Origin of the sequence: Photobacterium ganghwense (assembly GCF_003025595.1) — a bacterium.
GTDB classification, from domain to species: Bacteria; Pseudomonadota; Gammaproteobacteria; order Enterobacterales; family Vibrionaceae; genus Photobacterium; species Photobacterium ganghwense.
The window spans coordinates 502907-521498 of record NZ_PYMI01000004.1 but is presented as its reverse complement, the minus strand read 5'-3'; the positions used below and the strand labels follow the sequence as shown (position 1 = coordinate 521498).

At 49.5% G+C, this 18592-nt stretch carries 16 protein-coding genes; 7 read left to right on the top strand and 9 right to left on the bottom strand.

The window, feature by feature from the left end:
• Positions 1 to 80 precede the first annotated feature (80 nt).
• Both C9I92_RS16735 and C9I92_RS16730 read left to right on the top strand, forming a co-directional pair.
• On the top strand, positions 81 to 2243 hold the full coding sequence (locus C9I92_RS16735) for a DUF6351 family protein (protein ID WP_047886118.1): 2163 nt from the start codon (positions 81 to 83) through the stop codon (positions 2241 to 2243).
• 149 nt (positions 2244 to 2392) lie between these two features.
• Positions 2393 to 2818: an organic hydroperoxide resistance protein gene (locus tag C9I92_RS16730; protein ID WP_047886117.1), complete on the top strand. Its 426-nt coding sequence runs from the start codon at positions 2393 to 2395 to the stop codon at positions 2816 to 2818.
• A 110-nt stretch (positions 2819 to 2928) separates the two neighbouring features.
• Here the strand turns inward: C9I92_RS16730 and C9I92_RS16725 are convergent, their stop codons facing one another.
• Positions 2929 to 4182, bottom strand: coding sequence for a YeeE/YedE family protein (locus C9I92_RS16725; protein ID WP_047886116.1), 1254 nt, complete (start codon positions 4180 to 4182; stop codon positions 2929 to 2931).
• Between the two features lie 552 nt (positions 4183 to 4734).
• Positions 4735 to 5616: a LysR family transcriptional regulator gene (locus tag C9I92_RS16720; protein ID WP_047886115.1), complete on the bottom strand. Its 882-nt coding sequence runs from the start codon at positions 5614 to 5616 to the stop codon at positions 4735 to 4737.
• A gap of 101 nt (positions 5617 to 5717) precedes the next feature.
• Between C9I92_RS16720 and C9I92_RS16715 the strand changes: the two genes are divergently transcribed.
• A complete protein-coding gene (locus C9I92_RS16715; protein ID WP_047886114.1) occupies positions 5718 to 6731 on the top strand; it encodes an NADH:flavin oxidoreductase in 1014 nt (337 codons plus the stop codon).
• A gap of 98 nt (positions 6732 to 6829) precedes the next feature.
• On the opposite strand, the gene C9I92_RS16710 is transcribed toward C9I92_RS16715, so the two are convergent.
• The gene (locus tag C9I92_RS16710; protein ID WP_047886113.1) at positions 6830 to 7612 is read right to left on the bottom strand and encodes a TerC family protein; all 783 of its coding nucleotides are present in this window, start codon (positions 7610 to 7612) and stop codon (positions 6830 to 6832) included.
• 934 nt (positions 7613 to 8546) lie between these two features.
• Between C9I92_RS16710 and C9I92_RS16705 the strand changes: the two genes are divergently transcribed.
• A complete protein-coding gene (locus C9I92_RS16705) occupies positions 8547 to 10106 on the top strand; it encodes an EAL domain-containing protein (RefSeq protein ID WP_170108376.1) in 1560 nt (519 codons plus the stop codon).
• Positions 10107 to 10146: 40 nt separating this feature from the next.
• Here C9I92_RS16705 and C9I92_RS16700 read toward each other — a convergent pair whose 3' ends face one another.
• The 5 genes from C9I92_RS16700 to ugpB form a co-directional block, all read right to left on the bottom strand.
• Positions 10147 to 11022 (bottom strand): HAD family hydrolase, encoded by an 876-nt coding sequence (locus tag C9I92_RS16700; RefSeq protein WP_047886112.1) that lies wholly within the window; start codon positions 11020 to 11022, stop codon positions 10147 to 10149.
• Positions 11015 to 12163: a sn-glycerol-3-phosphate import ATP-binding protein UgpC gene (locus C9I92_RS16695; RefSeq protein WP_047886111.1), complete on the bottom strand. Its 1149-nt coding sequence runs from the start codon at positions 12161 to 12163 to the stop codon at positions 11015 to 11017. The genes C9I92_RS16700 and C9I92_RS16695 overlap by 8 nt, the downstream gene beginning before the upstream one ends.
• Entirely contained in the window at positions 12164 to 13012 is an 849-nt protein-coding gene (ugpE, locus tag C9I92_RS16690) for a sn-glycerol-3-phosphate ABC transporter permease UgpE (protein ID WP_047886110.1), read from the bottom strand.
• Positions 13012 to 13893: a sn-glycerol-3-phosphate ABC transporter permease UgpA gene (ugpA, locus tag C9I92_RS16685; protein WP_047886384.1), complete on the bottom strand. Its 882-nt coding sequence runs from the start codon at positions 13891 to 13893 to the stop codon at positions 13012 to 13014. The genes ugpE and ugpA overlap by 1 nt, the downstream gene beginning before the upstream one ends.
• A gap of 242 nt (positions 13894 to 14135) precedes the next feature.
• Positions 14136 to 15440: a sn-glycerol-3-phosphate ABC transporter substrate-binding protein UgpB gene (gene ugpB / locus C9I92_RS16680; RefSeq protein WP_047886383.1), complete on the bottom strand. Its 1305-nt coding sequence runs from the start codon at positions 15438 to 15440 to the stop codon at positions 14136 to 14138.
• Positions 15441 to 15623: 183 nt separating this feature from the next.
• On the opposite strand from ugpB, the gene C9I92_RS25810 reads away from it, so the two are divergent.
• The 3 genes from C9I92_RS25810 (at position 15624) to C9I92_RS16670 (ending at position 17407) form a co-directional block, all read left to right on the top strand.
• Positions 15624 to 15758, top strand: coding sequence for a hypothetical protein (locus tag C9I92_RS25810; RefSeq protein WP_273859842.1), 135 nt, complete (start codon positions 15624 to 15626; stop codon positions 15756 to 15758).
• A 16-nt stretch (positions 15759 to 15774) separates the two neighbouring features.
• A complete protein-coding gene (locus C9I92_RS16675) occupies positions 15775 to 16611 on the top strand; it encodes a DeoR/GlpR family DNA-binding transcription regulator (RefSeq protein WP_047886109.1) in 837 nt (278 codons plus the stop codon).
• A 322-nt stretch (positions 16612 to 16933) separates the two neighbouring features.
• A complete protein-coding gene (locus C9I92_RS16670; protein ID WP_047886108.1) occupies positions 16934 to 17407 on the top strand; it encodes a peroxiredoxin in 474 nt (157 codons plus the stop codon).
• A 140-nt stretch (positions 17408 to 17547) separates the two neighbouring features.
• Here C9I92_RS16670 and C9I92_RS16665 read toward each other — a convergent pair whose 3' ends face one another.
• A complete protein-coding gene (locus C9I92_RS16665) occupies positions 17548 to 18510 on the bottom strand; it encodes a LysR family transcriptional regulator (RefSeq protein ID WP_047886107.1) in 963 nt (320 codons plus the stop codon).
• Positions 18511 to 18592 lie beyond the last annotated feature (82 nt).

Here is an 18592-nt window from a genome sequence, read left to right as displayed (position 1 = left end):
TCTGCGTGCTCAAGTCTTAGGAATATGAATGCCCAGTTTCGCTACACTCTTTGATAAGGTGTCGAAATAGGCATGTTCTTATGAAGAGAATCATTATTGTACTGGCTTGTCTGTTAGCCGCGATCATTGTTGTTGGGCAAATGTCCGGACAAGACAACCTGATTGCCCGGCAGGTGAAAGCCATCGCTACGCCGGAAAAAAGCTATCTGCTTGATGTGAAACACCATATCAGTGAAACGCCAAGACCGGCCGAAACCTATCCATTCCCTATTAAAATCGGTGAGGTTGGCCCTGTTACGTCGCTGTATTCCGGGCCCAATCAGTACCCCTTTTTCTGCATGACGCTGGACTCCGGGATGGGACAGCCGCTGGTGGATAATCAGAAAGGGCTGGGTGTCCCGGTGTATGACAGTCAGGATGGCACTAAGCTGGTGGGCTACTCGAAAGATTGTGCGGCCAAAACTCAGCTGCTTTACTTTCTGGTTGATGCGGATAACGACATTCAACCCATGACGGAAGAAGAGCTCAGACAAGCGCCGATCGCCGATGATGCGTTGTTGGTACGGGTAGAGCAGGGCACTATCAATCGCTATGTCTACGCAATTGCAATGCCGATTTCACCGGAAGAAATTGGTGTGCAGAATGGTGCGTCATTGTGGAATAACCGGCTGATTTATCACTTCGAAGGGGGCTCGGGAATCGGTTTCCGGCAGGGGCGAATTAAGTTTCACCGTCTGGTGAACAAAGAGCTGGAGCAATTAAGAAAAGGGTACGCGGTTGTCAGCTCAAGCGGTAATAAAACCAGTTATGGCTATAACATGCTGCTGGCAGAAGATACGGCCAGACGGGTTAAAACCCAGTTCGTCACTCTGTTTGGCGAGCCATTGTATACCGTCGGTATTGGTGGGTCGGGAGGCGGACTGGCGCAGTACCTCATCGGGCAGAACAGCCAGGGTATTCTTGACGGTCTGATTCCGCTGTATTCGTACCCGGATATGGTCAGCGTTTCAATTTATGCGCTGGATTGCGATCTGCTGAATAACTATTTCACGTTCCGATCCTATAACAAAGATCACTGGCAGGACTGGCATCAGCGCCAGAATATTGAGGGGCTGCGGGCTATCAGCGGAGCCGAGCAGAAATATGGCTGGCTGTTGCCGGTCAATCAGCTGGCGCGCGGGGAATTACCAGAGTTTCCGAAAGGGAACAATGAGTGTATTAACGGTTATCTCGGGTTGAGCAGCTATATTCACAATCCGCGACAAGGTTTTATCAAGCCTTTCTTTCACCACTCTGTGGTCGGCAAGGTCAACTGGAGCTACTGGCAGGACATGGTGAACGTGTATGGCCAGGATGAGCACGGTTTCGGGCAAACCACCTGGGATAACGTTGGCGTGCAGTACGGGCTACAGGCGCTGCTCAGTCACCAGATTTCGCTGGATGATTTTATTGATCTCAACAAGCGGATCGGAGCCTGGAAAGCGCCTTCCCAGATGGAGCCGGAGCGCATGCTCAGCCTTGGCTCCAGTATTCCGCCTCTCTGGCTGTCAATCTGGGGAAACCAGAACATCACGAAGCTTGACGGGGCGCTGGCTAAACGTCAGGCGGGGTCTTTGGTCGCTATGAACAAAGCGTATGAATATGGTCAGGTATTTATTGGCCGCATTAATCTGCCGATTCTGGATGTCCGGCATTATCTGGAAGATGAACTCAATATGCATCATACATCCGCTTCGTTTGTCAGCCGGCTGCGTATACTCAACGACCAGAAAACCTATCGTAATCATGTGATCTGGATTGCCGATAAACATTACAACCCGACAGAAAAAGCGTATGAGGTGATGGATCAATGGCTGACGAATATGCATAAGTTGCCGGAGAATCTGCCTTATGAAGACAGGGTCAGTATCGCCCGGCCCAATGTTGCCCAGGATACCTGTTTTGATCAGGAGGGGAACATCATGGCTGCCGGAAACGGCGTCTTTGATGGGGAATGGAATCAGAAGGAAAAAGGAAGCTGCACACAACATTATCCTATGTACAGCAACAGCCGGATAAAGGCCGGTGCGCCGTGGGAAGGAAGCATTTTTAAGTGTTATACCATTCCGGTTGACGTTGCGGCAGCGCAGGGGATGTACGGCGACTGGGATGTTTCGGCAAAAATGGATGAACTGCAACAAATCTTCCCAGACGGCGTGTGTGATTACCGACTTGGCGACATGGGCAGGCCAAAGGCGTTGTAACCGGCCAGTCATGCAGTCATGGCGTTATGCAGTCACGCAGTCATGCAAGGGAAGCGGGAAAATTGACCAGGAAATGGTTGCAGTGAGATTGTTGCCTATACTTGGAACCAGTTATCCCCGTTGGTTTATTCGATCAAGGAGTGTGAAGCATGTCATTGGATAAAGTTCTGTACACCGCACAAGCGTCAGTCACTGGTGGCCGTGATGGCCATGCGACGTCCGCTGATAACAAGATTGATCTGCATTTATCCACCCCGAAGGAGTTGGGGGGCGCGGGTGGTGAGGGCACCAATCCTGAGCAGTTATTTGCGGCAGGTTACGCCGCCTGTTTTACCGGTGCGCTGAAGCTGGTAGCGGCTAATCAGAAAGTCAGTCTGCCAGCATCCACCTCCATTGAAGGGTTAGTGGGAATCGGCCCGATCCCTCAGGGGTTCTGTATTGAGGTGGAATTACGGGTCAATGTCCCCGGTATGGATAAAGCGTTGGTGCGGGAGTTGGTCGATAAGGCGCACATCGTTTGCCCATACTCAAATGCAACACGCAACAATGTCGATGTGCGTCTAACCGTGGTGTAGAAGCACCGATGGCGCTGTGCCAGAAAGCGATCATCATCATTGACGGATAAAGGCAGTTTTCACTGCCTTTTTCTTCTTTCTCGTCTTACTGCATTTTGCTGTTTCGCCAGTTATCGGATGACCACTCGGTGAAACGTGTTCCCCAGAATACCGCCAAGAATCAAAAACGGCAGGTACACCCAGCCAGAGAGTGAGAAGTTCGCGATCGGTGTAAACAAAGCACCGACATTACAGCCGTTGGCAAGGCGAGTGCCCAGTCCCATCAGTAGACCGCCCAGCGCGAACAGGGCAAATTGTTTCGCAGAATGGTTGAGCTGGAACGAGAAAGAGAAATTGCCCAGAAACAGCACCGCGATTAAAGTGCCCAGCATAATGGCCAGGTTCTGAACAGAAATACTGTGGCTGAAAAAAGGCGTGGTAAACATCTCAGCTGGGCGGTGGGTAAAGTCGGCGATTGTCTCTGCGCTCACTCCCAGTGCCATCAAGCCTTTACCAAACCAGATTCCAAAGGGGGTAGAGGCTCCCCAACCGGCCCCGGTCGAAACCATCATGATGCCGAAGATCAGCGCAATCACCAGTGCTGCGGTTTTCATTTCCCAGATGTTGCCGAACCAGCGGCGATATGTCTCTGCGCTAAACAGCGAAAAATGCTGGGGTTTATCGTTGTTGGCCAGGTTTTGGCGGGCAATTTCGCCGTCAACACCCAGGAAGGTACCGTTAGCATGGCGGTAGTTCTGGTACATTTTCGCTAAGTAACCAACGACAGAGGCCAGAACAATGGTGGTTATCACTGACATGAAGTAGCCGTTTAACGGTCCCCAGGTGAACAGATCCGGCATATATACCCCTTTCCCGGCAAAGCTAGGTGTCGAGATGGCCGTTGTGGTGATCCACGACTGAGTCGCTTGCAACGGAAAGCCCAGAAACACCCCGGCAGCGAAAAAGATCAGGGTGGTTAACGCCCTTGGCACATCGCTCACCATCTCAACCATCACACCGGTTGCACAGCAGCTCGAGAAGCTCATACCGGCACCAAACATGACGCCACCCAGCATCAGCCCCAGGTTGATAGGGTTCACCCATAAATCGTAATCCGCGACGTTTGCATTGAACAACAAACCGGCATTGATAATTGCAGTGACGACGAACATGAACATCAGGGTTTGCAGGAGTTGTGTCGAGCCACGTCGGTAAGCGCGGTTCACACTGCCGGCAAAGCCAATGGAACCTTTGGTTAACGCAAATCCAAGACTCAGACCGAACAACAGACGTAAAAACAGCGATGTATTTTCAAGGAAAACCGCGCCAAGGGTGAGCGAACTGAGGGTGATGAGACTGGCAAGCAGTGCCTGTTTTTTGTTCATAGTGATAACCAAAAATAACTAAAGCGATTAACGAGCGGGTACGCTAGTGAGTAGGTGTGAGTGAAGGAGAGGATTATTCTCTTTGTTTAGGTATAAATCCAGCTATTGATATAACCATTTATTATATGACCATGCATAGCGTTATATTGCTGGCGTGACACTCTTAACGGTTATTGCAAATAGGCTTTTTGATGGCTTGGGTTGAGGGAAGGATCCGTTGAGTGGCCTAAGTCTCACCACTATTCTGAATACGCATGTTTTATGATCTGGTACACGCCTTCTAGTTCTAAATGGGTATTGCATGTGGTGGCATAGGAAAGATACTCTTTTTACCGTTAACGTTATGAAAAAATAGATAAATATTGTTTAGTCAATCAATGCGATTGAGCTGGCCTTTTTCAAAGGCCGTGATTTAAAACAGCACTCAGCAACATGCCGTGTTCTACCTGACCTAACCTAGCCTTTGCTCGATGTATCACTGGAAGACAATATGAGCAGCCCCTGCAAAGGGGTTTCTTTTTAGTACAGACAGGTTATATCCATGCTGCCTTCTTAATCCTCTTCCTGAAAGAGCTGGTGAATCCAGTGATACTGCACATTCTTCTGGCGGCACAACCAAATTGACTGTACGCAAGCGTACGGACAGCCTCGGGTCGTAATAATCGGGAGTTGTTCATGCTCCGCTAAATATTGCGGCATATATGCTAACCAGGGTTGAGTGTTCACCAGGGCGATCAGCGTCGATATATCATCCACTCTTGCGGTAATTTTGCGCTTAAATTCTGAATCAAACCACCCGTCTTCACTGCTGTTTTCGACAGTATGTCCGTACACCGGATGGGAAGGAACAATAAACGGATGGGTTAAGACTGTTTGGATATCAATCGGCTGAGAGTGAGTGGCAACATGAATGGCGAGAGGGTGATGTTTGCTGGCAACAATCACAAAGGGGACGTCACAGATTTTCTCGCTGTAGATGGAGGGTAGCACAACAGATTGGCCCGCCAGTGTTGTTGTCAGGGCAATGTCCACCTGATGTTTCAGTAAGGGTGACAGATCGGGCGCAATTTTTATGTCGAGGCTGTGATCGGCCTGATGTGTGCTTAACCGGTTTACCACTGTCGGCAGATAATGGGCGAGCACTCCCGCCGGCCCAGATACTCTGACGTGACAGCGCCTCGGGTTACCCAGTTCAAATTCGATTTTTTCATGGATTCCCAGTAGCTCGACAGCGCGTTCACGCAGTAACTTTCCGGCTGGGGTAAGTTGCCAGCCATGACCTGTGCGGTCAAACAGTTCATGTTGATAATAGTCTTCGATTCTTTTAATGGCTTTTGACAGTGTCCCCGGTTGCATGGAAAGCCGAACTGCGGCATTTCGTAAGCTGGCTTCTTTCGCGACTTCGACAAACAGGTGCAAGTCTTCAATTTTCATAATGATTCCAAAGTGGAAACACTTGTTGGTTTTGTGTTTCTTAATTGTAGTCAAAGGTCAATATACAATAAAAACCCAAAGACACAATCAGGGCAGCAGAAGTGAACCGATTTACGCCGTTAACAGTGTCAGGTAAGCACCTGAAAAACAGACTTGTCGTGCCTCCTATGGCATCGCAAACCGCCAATGTGGAAGGGTTGGCAACCGAGCAGACGCTTCGCCATTATGCGAATCTGGCCAAGGCAAATCCTGGCTTGTTGATGGTGGAATACTCGTTTGTGGACCTCTCAGGCCGCAGTGAAACCAATCAGCTTGGCGCACACAGTGATGCCTGCCTGCCAGGGCTGAGTGAGATTGCCAATGTTATTAAACAGCAGGGTACGCTGGTGGGGTTGCAGTTAACCCACTGTGGCGGGAAAGCACCCAGAGTCATTTGCAGCGATCTGATGGGGCCATCCGGCATCACAGTGCCTGCGTATGATCGGGTGCTGGAAAAGCCGAGAGCGATGACTCGTGAAGATGTGGAGCTGTGGAAAACGCGATTCATTGAGGCCGCAATACGTGCAGAAAAAGCGGGGTTTGATTTTGTCGAAATCCACTGTGCGCATGGTTACGGTCTGAATCAGTTTCTTTCGCCGATTACCAATCAACGTGAGGATGAGTACGGTGGTGACCAGCGCAATCGCTCCCGATTAATGGTGGAAATCATTCAGGGAATCACACAACACACTAACCTGACAATCATGGCGCGTATTCCGGGTCAGGATCTATACCCAGAAGGGCTCACCCCAAACCAGATGCTGGAAACTTGCCGTTATTTCATTGAAGCCGGGCTCGATGTACTGGATGTGTCTTCAGGTATTGGCGGCTGGAACCGACCTAAACAACGTCGAGGACAGGGGTATCTGGTTGAAGAGTCAGCATACATCAAAGCGGCTGACTTGGGAGTGCCTGTGATTGGTGTGGGTGGTATCGAAGAGGGCGATTTCATTGATCACGCGATTGAACAACAATGGCTCGACTTAGCCGCCGTCGGGCGGGCGATTCTTCATGACCCTGAAGGTTTTGCCTGGCAGCAAATGAAGCAACCTAGTCGGGAGCTTGAGCCGTCATAAAGCTGTGCTGCTGACGTCATCAGTGAATTGACGAAGTTTATACCCATTAAAAAAGGTCTGGTTTCAAACCAGACCTTTCTCTTATGCCCCGTGTCCGCTTACGATTGATTAAGCAAGCGGTTCTGGCTGATTTCTGGCAAAACAACGTGCTGGCTCATTGCTTTAGCATGTTGCAGCTGTTTTTTTCTCAGCTGGATATGACACAGTTCCATCACCATACCAAACGCCATGGCAAAGTAGACATAGCCTTTGTTGATATGAAGATTAAAGCCTTCCGCCATTAACAAGCCACCCAGCAATACCAGGAACATCAGTGCCAGTGTTTTAAACCCAGGGTACTCGTTGACAACCTTATTCACCTTTTCAACGATCAAGACCATTACTATCGCGGAGGAAACAATGGCTGCCACCATGATAGGAACTTCTTTGGTCAGACCGACGGCGGTAATCACCGAGTCCATCGAGAACACTGCATCAATGGCGAGGATCTGGAGCAGAACCACCACGATACCGGTTCGCGCATGAGTTGAATGGTGAGTTTCGACTTGTGTCAGCCATGACCACAGCTCTTTACCACTTTTTGCCAGCAGGAAAGCACCACCACCAATCATGATTAAAGCACGACCGGTTAGTGAGAGATCACCGACTGTCAGGAGTGGTTGAGTTAACGACATGACCCAGCTGATCGAAAAGACCAGACCAATTCGTGCCGCCACGGCCAGGGCAATACCCAGGTTACGTGCCATCTTTCGTTGATGGAGTGGCAAACGCTCACACAAAACGGAAATAAAAACAACGTTATCTACGCCGAGCACAAGTTCAAGAGCAAATAAAGTTGCGAACACCACCCAGGTTTCGGGTTGCATGAAGAGTTCTAACATGTTGTTGCCTCCAGGAAAGTGGAAGCAGGGGAGTAACACGATCGACTAAGGGGATCGTCCATGGAGTTTTAATACCTCTGTTGCTTAGGAAGCATGAGTAAATCACCACACCGAATTTTTAGCAAGAGAAATAATTGTGTCAAATTGTAACCGTAATAATCGTAGGAAAGACAAATCTCAGACTCCAGATTGCATTGAAAACTATTTATTTGTTAACCAGATCAGTAAATAACAATAAGCTGGACAATAGAGCCTCAATAATTCATGGCACTGAATAGCAGATGAAAAATCTCATAGCCAATAAGAAAACAGATAGCTAATGGAAAAACAGTACGCGGTTAATAGATTGTGAACTGAAAATAACAGTAAACAGGTAGTTGAGCTTGATCATTTTGTTATATTTCAGAATTTTCCGTATATGTGAATGCCATTTCGAAATGAGCCTGAGCGGGCGGTGAAAGCAAGTTTATCTATCCCCCAATGAAATATTCGGGTGGCAGCGGATCGCAATAACTCGAGGGTATCCATTGGAATCAGAGTGATGCAGAAGTGATAACGTTGAGATGTACATCTGCATATATCAAATTAAAAGCAACATTTATTATATATCCCTCTGATCTAATAGAGTTGTTTAAAGTGGCTAATGTAAAACACGTAATGCTAATTGTGGCTGTTTTGGGGAGTGAAAGATATTTAGCAATTAAATGCCACTGTTAATCGGTGTTCATATTCGGCGTAAGTTTCTTTTCGTTTCATTTAAAACAATGAACCTCGACGTATTCCAATTTGGTATATGTGGTTATGATTCGAACCTCTATCACTATTTCTATTACAAATGAAAACGCTTTGTCAGCCGCTGATTAAAAACAGATGTGCACGTGTAGGCTGTGCACTGCTTATCGGGTTACTGTGTTTCTCGCTGGGTATTTTTCAATTGCTTCGACAGGCTGAAAGAGTTGTTCGGCAGCAAGTGCATGTCGATCTGTCACTTGCTACCTACGTGTTTGATAAAACTATCGCCAATGCTGAATTTGCCGCGGAAAGCGCGGCACCTCTTCTAGGAGCAGAATGTAGTCGGGCACTTCCGATATTGCGAAACCTGGTTGCCACGGTGCCTGATGTCAGAACGATCAATCTGGTTACAGACGGCCAGCAGATGTGTAGTTCATTGTATGAAGGGGGAGATACGGCACTCGCGACTGGCACCAATAATACTGTCGAAGTCACTAGCGCTCAGTTTACTGAGCACACACTGCAATTATTACCTGTGAATTCAGGCATTCCTAACGCATCTGTTCTGGGTTACCGTCATCGCTTGACCGAAGGTGAAGTGCTGATTGGCATAAGCATTTATTACATTGAAAACATACTTCGCTATACCAGCAGCCGGGATATTCTGATGAGCTTTGAAGTGGGTGGACAATGGCTGACTGAGTCAGGCGAGATTACTCGGGGGGGCGCGATTCAAGCATCAGATACACTGGCGTCTGAAACGTACGAGTACAAGGTAAATGCTTACATCCCTGATAATTATATTCTTGGTTATGCTCTGGGGAATTACCGCCTCAGTGCCTTTTGGTATCTGGTGGTGAGCGCGGTTTTTTCTTTCCTGGCTTATTGGCGTCTGAGCCAGTCGACCTCTCCGGTGGCTGAACTTCGCAGGGGGTTGGAGAAAAAGGAGTTTGTTCCTTTTTTACAGCCCATCTTTTCACCGCAAGGGACATTGATTGGCGGCGAGGTGCTGGCGCGCTGGAACCACCCGGAACTCGGAGCAATCAGGCCGGATAACTTTATTCCATTGGCGGAAGAAACCGGGTTAGTTAAGCCCATGACCCTGCAGCTGATGGATCAGGTTGAACGTGATTTTCTTGGCCTTGGCGAGCTGCTGCCATCAGGATTTCATATTGGCTTTAATATCTGTGCAGCCCATTGTGAAGATATGTCGTTTGTGCGGCGCTGTGAGCAATTTCTGAGCACATTCGCTGAGCGGCAGATTGAATTGGTTATTGAACTGACCGAACGTTCGGTTATTCAGGATGAAAAGCAAGCCAAGTTGTTTTTTCAGGCGCTCTCGGATTGCGATGTCAAAATTGCGGTCGATGATTTTGGCACCGGTTATTCCAGTCTGACAACACTGAAAAATTACCATGTCGATTTTCTGAAAGTGGATAAGAGCTTTGTCTCGTTGATTGGCAGTAACGCGATTACCCGGCATATTGTCGAGAATGTGCTGGACTTGGCATTGCGGATGAACCTGAAAGTGGTGGCTGAAGGTGTCGAAACGCAGGAACAGGCGGATTACCTTAGCCGAAAAGGGGTGGATTATCTGCAAGGCTTCCTGCTTGGAGCGCCGGTCAGTATCGATGAGTTCATTCGGCGTTATATCCTCTCTCAGGATACAGATATAGCCTCAACACAGACTGCCCAAATCCAAACCCGATTTAACTATGCAGAACAAAAAAGGCGGCCCGCCAGCATAAACTCCCTTTCATAGGTATTGGGCTGAGGCCGCCTTGTGCATAGACTTAGCGCTCTCATTTATCCGAGTTTTGCCGAGCCTGAAGCAAATAGTCGGCAAACTCGGCGAACCCTAATCCTCCGGGTTGGCGAGTGATATACGTCGGTTTGTGCGTCAGGTTGGGCAATGACTGACGAATATTGGCGACGCCTATGGTCAGTGGCAGCCATTCAAACATGGCTTCATCATTGAGTGAATCGCCGAGATAAACGAGCGGTGTGCTATTCGCTTTTAGAGGCGGCTGCGCCGCCGATAAGTCAGCCGATAAGCGATCTGATACAGTACTCGGCAATGCCACCGATAATGTCCCCAACAAGGCTTCGCTGCTTACCCGTTTACTGTGTTCGCCCACCCAGGCATTGATATGAATGGAGCTTTGGGTGGCATGCACGGTTTGGCCATTAACCCGCATCGCATGGATATTTTTCAGTATGTCAGCACAAATTGCCGGGTCGACCGCAGGCCGATCCTGACCGATATTCACAGCCACGTCGCAGAATCGCAGTGGCTGATCCGCTGCCAGTTCGATGTCCGGATACTGGTTCAGTAATTCCTGAATCTGCCTTTTTAGCGCATTCTGATTGGCTTGCATAATAGCCTGTGAGGAGGCAAAACGGGTGATGAACTGCCCGTCACGCTTAGACATCCAGAAAGCACCATTTTCGCCGATCACCGTATGAACAGGCCAAAGTTTGGCGATATGATCACACCATCCGGCACAGGCTCCGGTCACCGCAACGACATGGATACCAGCCTGCTGCAGTTGTTCAAGCGCTATCAGTGTTTGGGAAGGCAGGCGTCCTTCCCAGGTCAGTGTATCGTCGACGTCAGTGAATACCCACTTTATGTGCCGTGCTGTGTCGGACGGTAATGCCGTTAGCGGTTCAGGCATTCATCACCTCTTTGATGTCAGAGCAGGCCGGATCCCAGTGGATGCGTTGCTCAGTGTGTTTATCGAATACGTGCAGGTGTTTATGTGCAACCCCAACGCCAAACTTATCACCAATAACGACTTTTGTATGGCCTTCCACTCGCATAACCAGTTTTTGCGGGGTGTGGTCTGATTGATTTATCAGAGCAGGATTCTGGTTTCCGCTGTCAGTCACCTGGCAATAAAGGAGCAGGTCAGCACCAAGCGACTCAATCAACTCGACATCAACATGGAACCAAGGATGTTGCGGATTCATAACCAGGTGTTCAGGGCGCAGGCCGAGAGTCACGGCTCCTTGCGGTAGGGCACCTGTATCGATTGGCAAAATGGCACTGTCAGACAGCCGGATTCCTTGTGAGGTGATTTCCGCGTCAAGGATATTCATGGAGGGAGAGCCGATGAAAGTGGCCACAAACACTGATGCTGGATTATCGTAAAGGTCCAGTGGTGTGCCGACCTGCTCAACGTTCCCTTTGTTGAGTACCACCAATTTGTCGGCAAGGGTCATGGCTTCAACCTGATCGTGAGTGACATAGACCGACGTTGTTCCCAGACGACGTTGCAGCTTTTTGATTTCAAGGCGCATCTGTACCCGCAGCTTGGCATCAAGGTTGGATAAAGGCTCATCGAACAGGAACACCTTCGGCTCGCGGACAATGGCCCGACCCATGGCGACACGCTGACGTTGGCCGCCAGACAATTGCTTCGGTTTGCGATCCAACAGGTGAGACAGCTCCAGCATAGTCGCCGCCTCGGTGACCAGCCGCTTGATTTCCGCTTTGGGTGTTTTACGGTTTTTCAGGCCATAAGCCATGTTGTCGTACACCGACATGTGCGGATAAAGCGCATAGTTTTGAAAGACCATGGCGATGTCACGTTCGCCCGGTTCCAGATGGTTGACTTCCCGGCTGTCGATTTTCAGGCTGCCGTTGGTGATTTCCTCCAGCCCGGCAATCATCCGGAGCAGGGTGGATTTCCCGCAGCCGCTCGGGCCGACCAGCACGACCATCTCGCCGTCAGCGATAGTCAGGTTGAGTTGTTTGATCGCCTGATAGCCGTTCGGGTAACTTTTTGCGATGTCTGTGAGGGTTAACGTTGCCATTTATTTCTCCGAATCCACTAAACCTTTGACAAATGCCTTTTGCATCACGATGACCACAATGACCGGGGGCAGCATCGCAATCAGGGTCGTTGCCATAATCTTGTTCCATTCAATCACACCATCGACTACGCCTAGCATCTGTTTGATTCCCATGACGATGGTGTAGTAGTCGCTATCGGTGGTGATCAGCAGTGGCCAGAGATACTGGTTCCAGCCGTAAATGAAGGTGATCACAAACAGCGCGGCTATATTGGTGCGCGACAGCGGCAACAGAATGTCAAAAAAGAACTTAATGGGACCGGCGCCATCGATACGTGCCGCTTCGACCAGTTCGGCAGGCACAGTAAGGAAAAACTGACGGAACAGGAAAGTGGCGGTTGCACTGGCAATTAACGGGATGGTCAGGCCGTAAAACGAGTTCAGCATGTTGAGGTTAGCGATCACTTCAAAGGTTGGCATGATTCGTACCTCAACCGGCAGCATCAGCGTGAAGAAGATCATCCAGAATGCCAGCATACGACCGGGAAAGCGGAAAAATACCACAGCATATGCCGATAAAATGGAGATGCTCAGTTTGCCGACGGTAATGCAGAGTGCCATGATCAGGGAATTAACCAGCATCAGCGTAATAGGCAGTTCACTGTTGTTAAATGCACTTTCGTTGCGAAACAACTCACCAAAGACAGAAAAGCCCAGATCCCCGAACCAGAGGGGGGTGCCGGTAGCAAAAGCCGTGTTTTCGTGGGTGGTCGCCACCAGAGCCAGCCAAACCGGTAAGGCGATACTGACAATGCCAAGTATCAGTAACAGATGGCAGAAAAATGTAAACAGGGGTCTTCGCTCTACCATCAGTACGCTACCTTCTTCTCAACATATTTAAACTGGAACACAGTCAGCACGCCAACCAGTGCCATCAGGATGACCGATTGCGCCGCTGACGAGCCCAGATCCAAACCAATGAAGCCGTCGTTGTACACCTTGTACACCAGAGTGGAGGTGCTGTTACCCGGTCCGCCCTGCGTCATCCCGTGAATGATTGGGAAAGTATCGAAAAAGGCATAGACAAAGTTAACGACAAGCAGGAAAAAGCTGGTCGGGGAAATCAACGGAAAGCTGATAGTCCAGAAGCGCTTTAGCGGGCCACTGCCGTCAATCGCAGCGGCCTCAAGCAGGGATTTAGGCACTGATTGCAGCGCGGCAAGAAAGAACAGGAAGTTATAGCTGACCTGTTTCCAGGTCGCGGTGATGATCACCATCCACATGGCGTGAGTGCCGTTCAGGGTCGGATTCCAGTCGATACCTATAGCCTCAAGCATGGCGGTAATGATTCCGATGGTCGGATCAAACAGGAACAGCCACAGTGAGCCGGCAACCACGGGAGCAACCGCATAGGGCCAGATCAGAAAAGTACGATAGAGCATGGCTCCACGCACGATTTGCTCCGCAACGGCAGACAGGATCAGCGCAGCAACAAGGGCCAGCACCGCAACACTGATACTGAACTGAAGCGTGGTGAGCAGAGAGCCGAGATAATAGCTGTCGCTGAACAGCTTGATAAAATTCTCCAAGCCGACAAATTCGCGGCTCATCCCAAAGGCATCTTCTAATTGTGAAGATTGAAACACCGCTTGCCCGGCTGGCCAGATAAAGAACACCACAGTAATGATGAGCTGAGGCGTAATAAGCGCAACGGGCAGCCATTTGTGTTTAAAAATGACTTGTGAAGACATAACGGATACCAAAAAAGGTAAAATCAAAAACGTATGACCAGCTTTAGCTTCAGCCTTAGTCTTAGCTTCAGACGCAAGGGGCAGGGGCTGGTAAGAAGTGTTCCGGTGGCTGCTGGTCACTTGTTCATACAGCCAGCGGTTAGTAAAGCTGCCGATTCATAAAGCCAGCAGTCTTAGTCAGGCATCTGGAAACATTGCTGACCGCGATTGCAGCCAGCAATGTATCAGAGCCCGGGATTCACTTACTGGGTACGTTCGAAGCGACGAAGTTGCTCATCGCCCCGGCGGACGGCGTTGTTGAGTGCAGTTTTTGCCGATTGCTTGCCCGCCCAGACGGCTTCCAACTCTTCGTTGATAATGTCACGGGTTTGCAGGAAGTTACCGAAACGTAGCCCTTTTGAGTTGGCTGTCGGTGCAGAAGACGTCATCTGCAAGACCGCGGTGTCAGTCCCCGGGTTCGACTGATAAAAGCCTTGTTTCTGAGTCAGCTCATAAGCCTGTTTAGTGATAGGCAGGTAACCGGAGAACTGGTGCCAATCGGCCTGAACTTCAGGGCTCGACAGGTAAGAGAAAAACTTGGCAACGCCTTTATATTCGTCTTTCGTATGGCCCTGCAGTACCCACAGCGAAGCCCCGCCGATGATGGTATTTTGAGGTTTGTCGATAACGGTATCGTCGTAAGGCAACTGTGCAACGCCAACGTTGATGCCTTTCATGTTTTCTTTAATACCCGCCAGACCCGCTGATGAGCCCATGGTCATTGCACATTCTTGCGTGTAGAACAGTGGCATACCGTCCGACTGACGACCACCGTATTTAAAGATACCTTCTTTCGACCATTCTCCAATCTGGGCGATATGCTTGATGAATGGCTCAGAGTTGAAGGTAAACTCGGTGTCATTGCCTTTGAAGCCGTTGTTATTAGTGGCCAGTGGCAGGTTGTTGCGGGCTCCAAAGTTTTCAATCTGAGTCCAGGACTGCCAGGTGGTGGTAAAGCCACATTTCGCACCGGATTCAATCAGTTTGCGAGAAATGGCATCCATCTCTTTCCAGGTTGCCGGTGGCTGAGTGATACCGGCTTTCTGGAACATATCTTTGTTGTAATACAGTACCGGTGTTGAGCTGTTAAACGGCATCGACAGCATCTTGCCGTCATTGGTGGTGTAGTATCCGGTCACCGCAGCCAGGTAGTTATCCGGAGTGAAAGGTTCTTTGGTGTCTTCCATCAGCTGATAAACCGGGTAAATCGCTTTTTCGGCACCCATCATGGTGGCAGTACCTACTTCAAACACCTGGACAATAGCTGGTTGTTCTTTAGCGCGAAATGCGGCGATTGCACTGGTCATGGTCTCGGCGTAGCTGCCTTTGTAGACTGGCTTTATCACATAGTCAGACTGGCTGGCATTAAAGTCGGCTGCGATTGCATTGACTTTCTGCCCTAGCGCGCCGCCCATGGCGTGCCACCATTCAACTTCTGTTTTGGCCTGAACACTGGCGCTGGCCAGCGCAGCGGTGACCGCCAGTCCCACGAGGTGCTTCATAGACATTTTTTTCCCCGACATTGTGTATTCCCTTAACGTTTAGACGCTGATGAAAAGTGTGGAATGCGCTTCGTTCCTGAACCGGGCTGACGTACAGCCAGTCGTTTGAAAACAGGCGGGCAGAAGCACATTCCTGAAAATGTTCATATGAAACCTAAAGAACTCTGATGACGCTTCAATGACAGTAAAATGAACATATATGAACGTGTTATCGGTTCGTTTGATGCAATCCTGCTGTCACAAAACTCTGTCAGCCTGCCAGTCATTTTCTTCTGCATGCGATCGCTTCAGGCCATTCATCCTGAACGCATGGGGAGTGGGTAAGGACACAAGACACGAGATGGAACCATTGAATATTCGCCAACAGCACATTGTTGAGCTGCTGAATCAACAGGAATATTGCTCGATTGACGATCTGGCCTCAGCGTTTAGTGTGACGACGCAAACCATTCGGCGGGATATCAATGCGCTGTGCGATTTGGGGATGGCAAGGCGGCACCATGGAGGGGTTGGTTTGCCGGGTTCCCTGAGCAACCGCAGTTACGTGACCCGACAAGTAACGCATCAGGCGGAGAAGCAACGTATCGCTCAAGCGGTTGTGCGGGAAATTCCGGATGGCAGTACAATCTTTCTGGGGATTGGCACCACAATCGCGGCCATTGCTGAACATTTGGGGCATTTACAAAGTTTGCGGGTGATCACTAATAATTTTGAAGCCGCACAAATTCTGACCCGGTTTCCCCAGATCGAAACCTGGATGCCCGGCGGACGAATACGGTGCAATGACCGGGATATTGTCGGAGATACGGTCGCGTCGTTTTTCGGCCAGTTTTATGCCGATATCGGTATCATCGGTTGCGCCGCAGTGAGCCACATTTCGGCGTCAAAGTTGCTGGCCCCTGACCCGGCTAAAGCTTCAGGCTCAGAGACAGTTTTAGGCACAGCCAAATGTTTATGCACCGATAATTTGCCAGCGGGTGATGTCGAAATAGCTTCAGTCAGCACGGCGTTTGCTATGGAGTATGAGCTTCGAGAGGCAAAGGTTAGCCAGGCGATTCTATCGGGCTCACAGCAAACATGGCTGGTGGCCAACAGAACAAAATGGCAGCGTAAAGCAAACGCGATCATTGCACCACTGCACAGCTTTGATCGGGTTTTCAGTGGTGACCAGGATTAAGCGTCATCAACAAGATATGAAGAGCGGAATTTAAGATCAGGTAAAAGAATGACTGAAAACTGCATCAGAAATGCTGTGACAACTTGCCTTTGAAAAACTTATTGAGAGATATCAATGAGGGTGAAAAAGAGCCTGATAACGGGGTAATTTCGCCATCACGGGGCGATTTTTCTCTATCTTCACTGATTCGGTTATCTGAGAAGATGTGCAGAAAGCTTACACATGGTGTCGGGTTCGAATAAAAACCGTAATGTCTCTCAGTGTTTATCGTGTTAATTAAAGACTAGACTGTAGAAATGCTTATCCAATGAAGGAAATAACAATGATCGAGCAAGGCCAAAAACTACCGGCAGCGACCCTGAGCCAACTGACCAAAGACGGTATGGTCAACCACGAAGTTACCGAGCTGTTTGCCGGTAAGAAAGTGGTACTGTTTGCTGTACCAGGTGCATTCACACCAACGTGTTCAGAAGCGCATCTGCCGGGTTATGTCGTACTGGCTGACCAGCTTAAGGATAAAGGCGTGGATCTGATTGCCTGTGTTTCTGTCAACGATGCATTTGTGATGAAAGCATGGGGCGAAGCACAAAATGCCTCTGAAATCATGATGCTGGCTGACGGCGATGCCAGCTTCACCAAAGCTCTGGGCCTGGAGATGGATACTGAGTCATTTGGTGGTGTCCGTTCGCAGCGCTATGCGATGGTGATTGAAGACGGTGTGGTGACGCTGCTGAACGTTGAAGCGCCAAAAGAATTTGAAGCGAGCAAAGCAGAAACTATTCTGGCGAGCCTGTAATTCAGTATTTGCTTTTAAGCACCATTACGAAAAACGGAAGCCAAGGCTTCCGTTTTTTTATGTGCGCAATGCCTTCAACGCGTTTTTCGACTCGCTTAACGGTAAGCCCGACGACATTATTCCCAGCAAAGGAGTGAGCCTTATTGAGAGCGCTCTGCCGGAGAATATGACTGCAGCCATGACTCAAAAAACTCAGTGAATGCGCGTACTTGTCGGGGCTGAAATTTTCGGCTTGGAAAAATTGCCTGCAAGCCTATGCTGTCTGAATCTGTTTTTTCTAAATCTATTTTTTCTGAATCAATGTAGCTAAACCCTTTCACCTGGCCTTCGAACAGCAATTGCAGATTACCGACATTGATATCAGCCTGAACATCCACGAGTGATTTCAGTGCAATGCCACATCCTGCCAGCGCCCAAGCCCGGATCAATCCGCCATCACCGGAAACCATTGCCGGTGTCACTTTGAGTGACAACAATTGGTTATTATGACGGAAATACCATTCGTTAAGTAGCTCGCCGTGGCGCTCCATCACCAGACAGCGGTGTTCAAGGAGATCGTTAGGATGGATGGGCATACCATAGGCACGCAAATAGGCTGGTGACGCACACAGTACCCGTCGGTTGTCTGCCAGTGGTTTAGCAATCAGGTTACTGTCAGGCAGGTTGCCGTAGCGGATTGCCATATCTAACCCATCTTCCACCAGCTTTACCACCCCGTCAGTGAGATAGAGATGGGGAATCACCTGCGGGTGTTGAGCAACAAACGCGGCCAGTGCCGGTGCCACATATTGCAGTCCGAAATCTGAAGGGGCAGAGATCCGCAGTGTGCCGGATAATACCGCCTCTGTTTCTGACAGGCTGGCTTCTGTCGCGGCCACTTCATCCAAGACGCGCAGGCAGCCCTGATAAAAACGTTCTCCGGCATGGGTGAGGGTGATACTGCGTGTATTGCGATTGAGCAAGCGCGTCTGATAGCGCTGTTCAAGCCGGTTTATTCGGGCGGTCATACTGGCCGGGGACAAGCCGAGTTGCCGTCCGGCGGCGGCTAATCCGTTCGCTTTAACCACCTGTACAAACAGGGTCATGTCGTCGACTTTGCTCATGGGGTTTTTCTCATAAGATCGTTATCATCTGACTGTTTTTTCAGTGATTTTCTGAGAATGGCTCTTGCTGGTCATTTTCAAC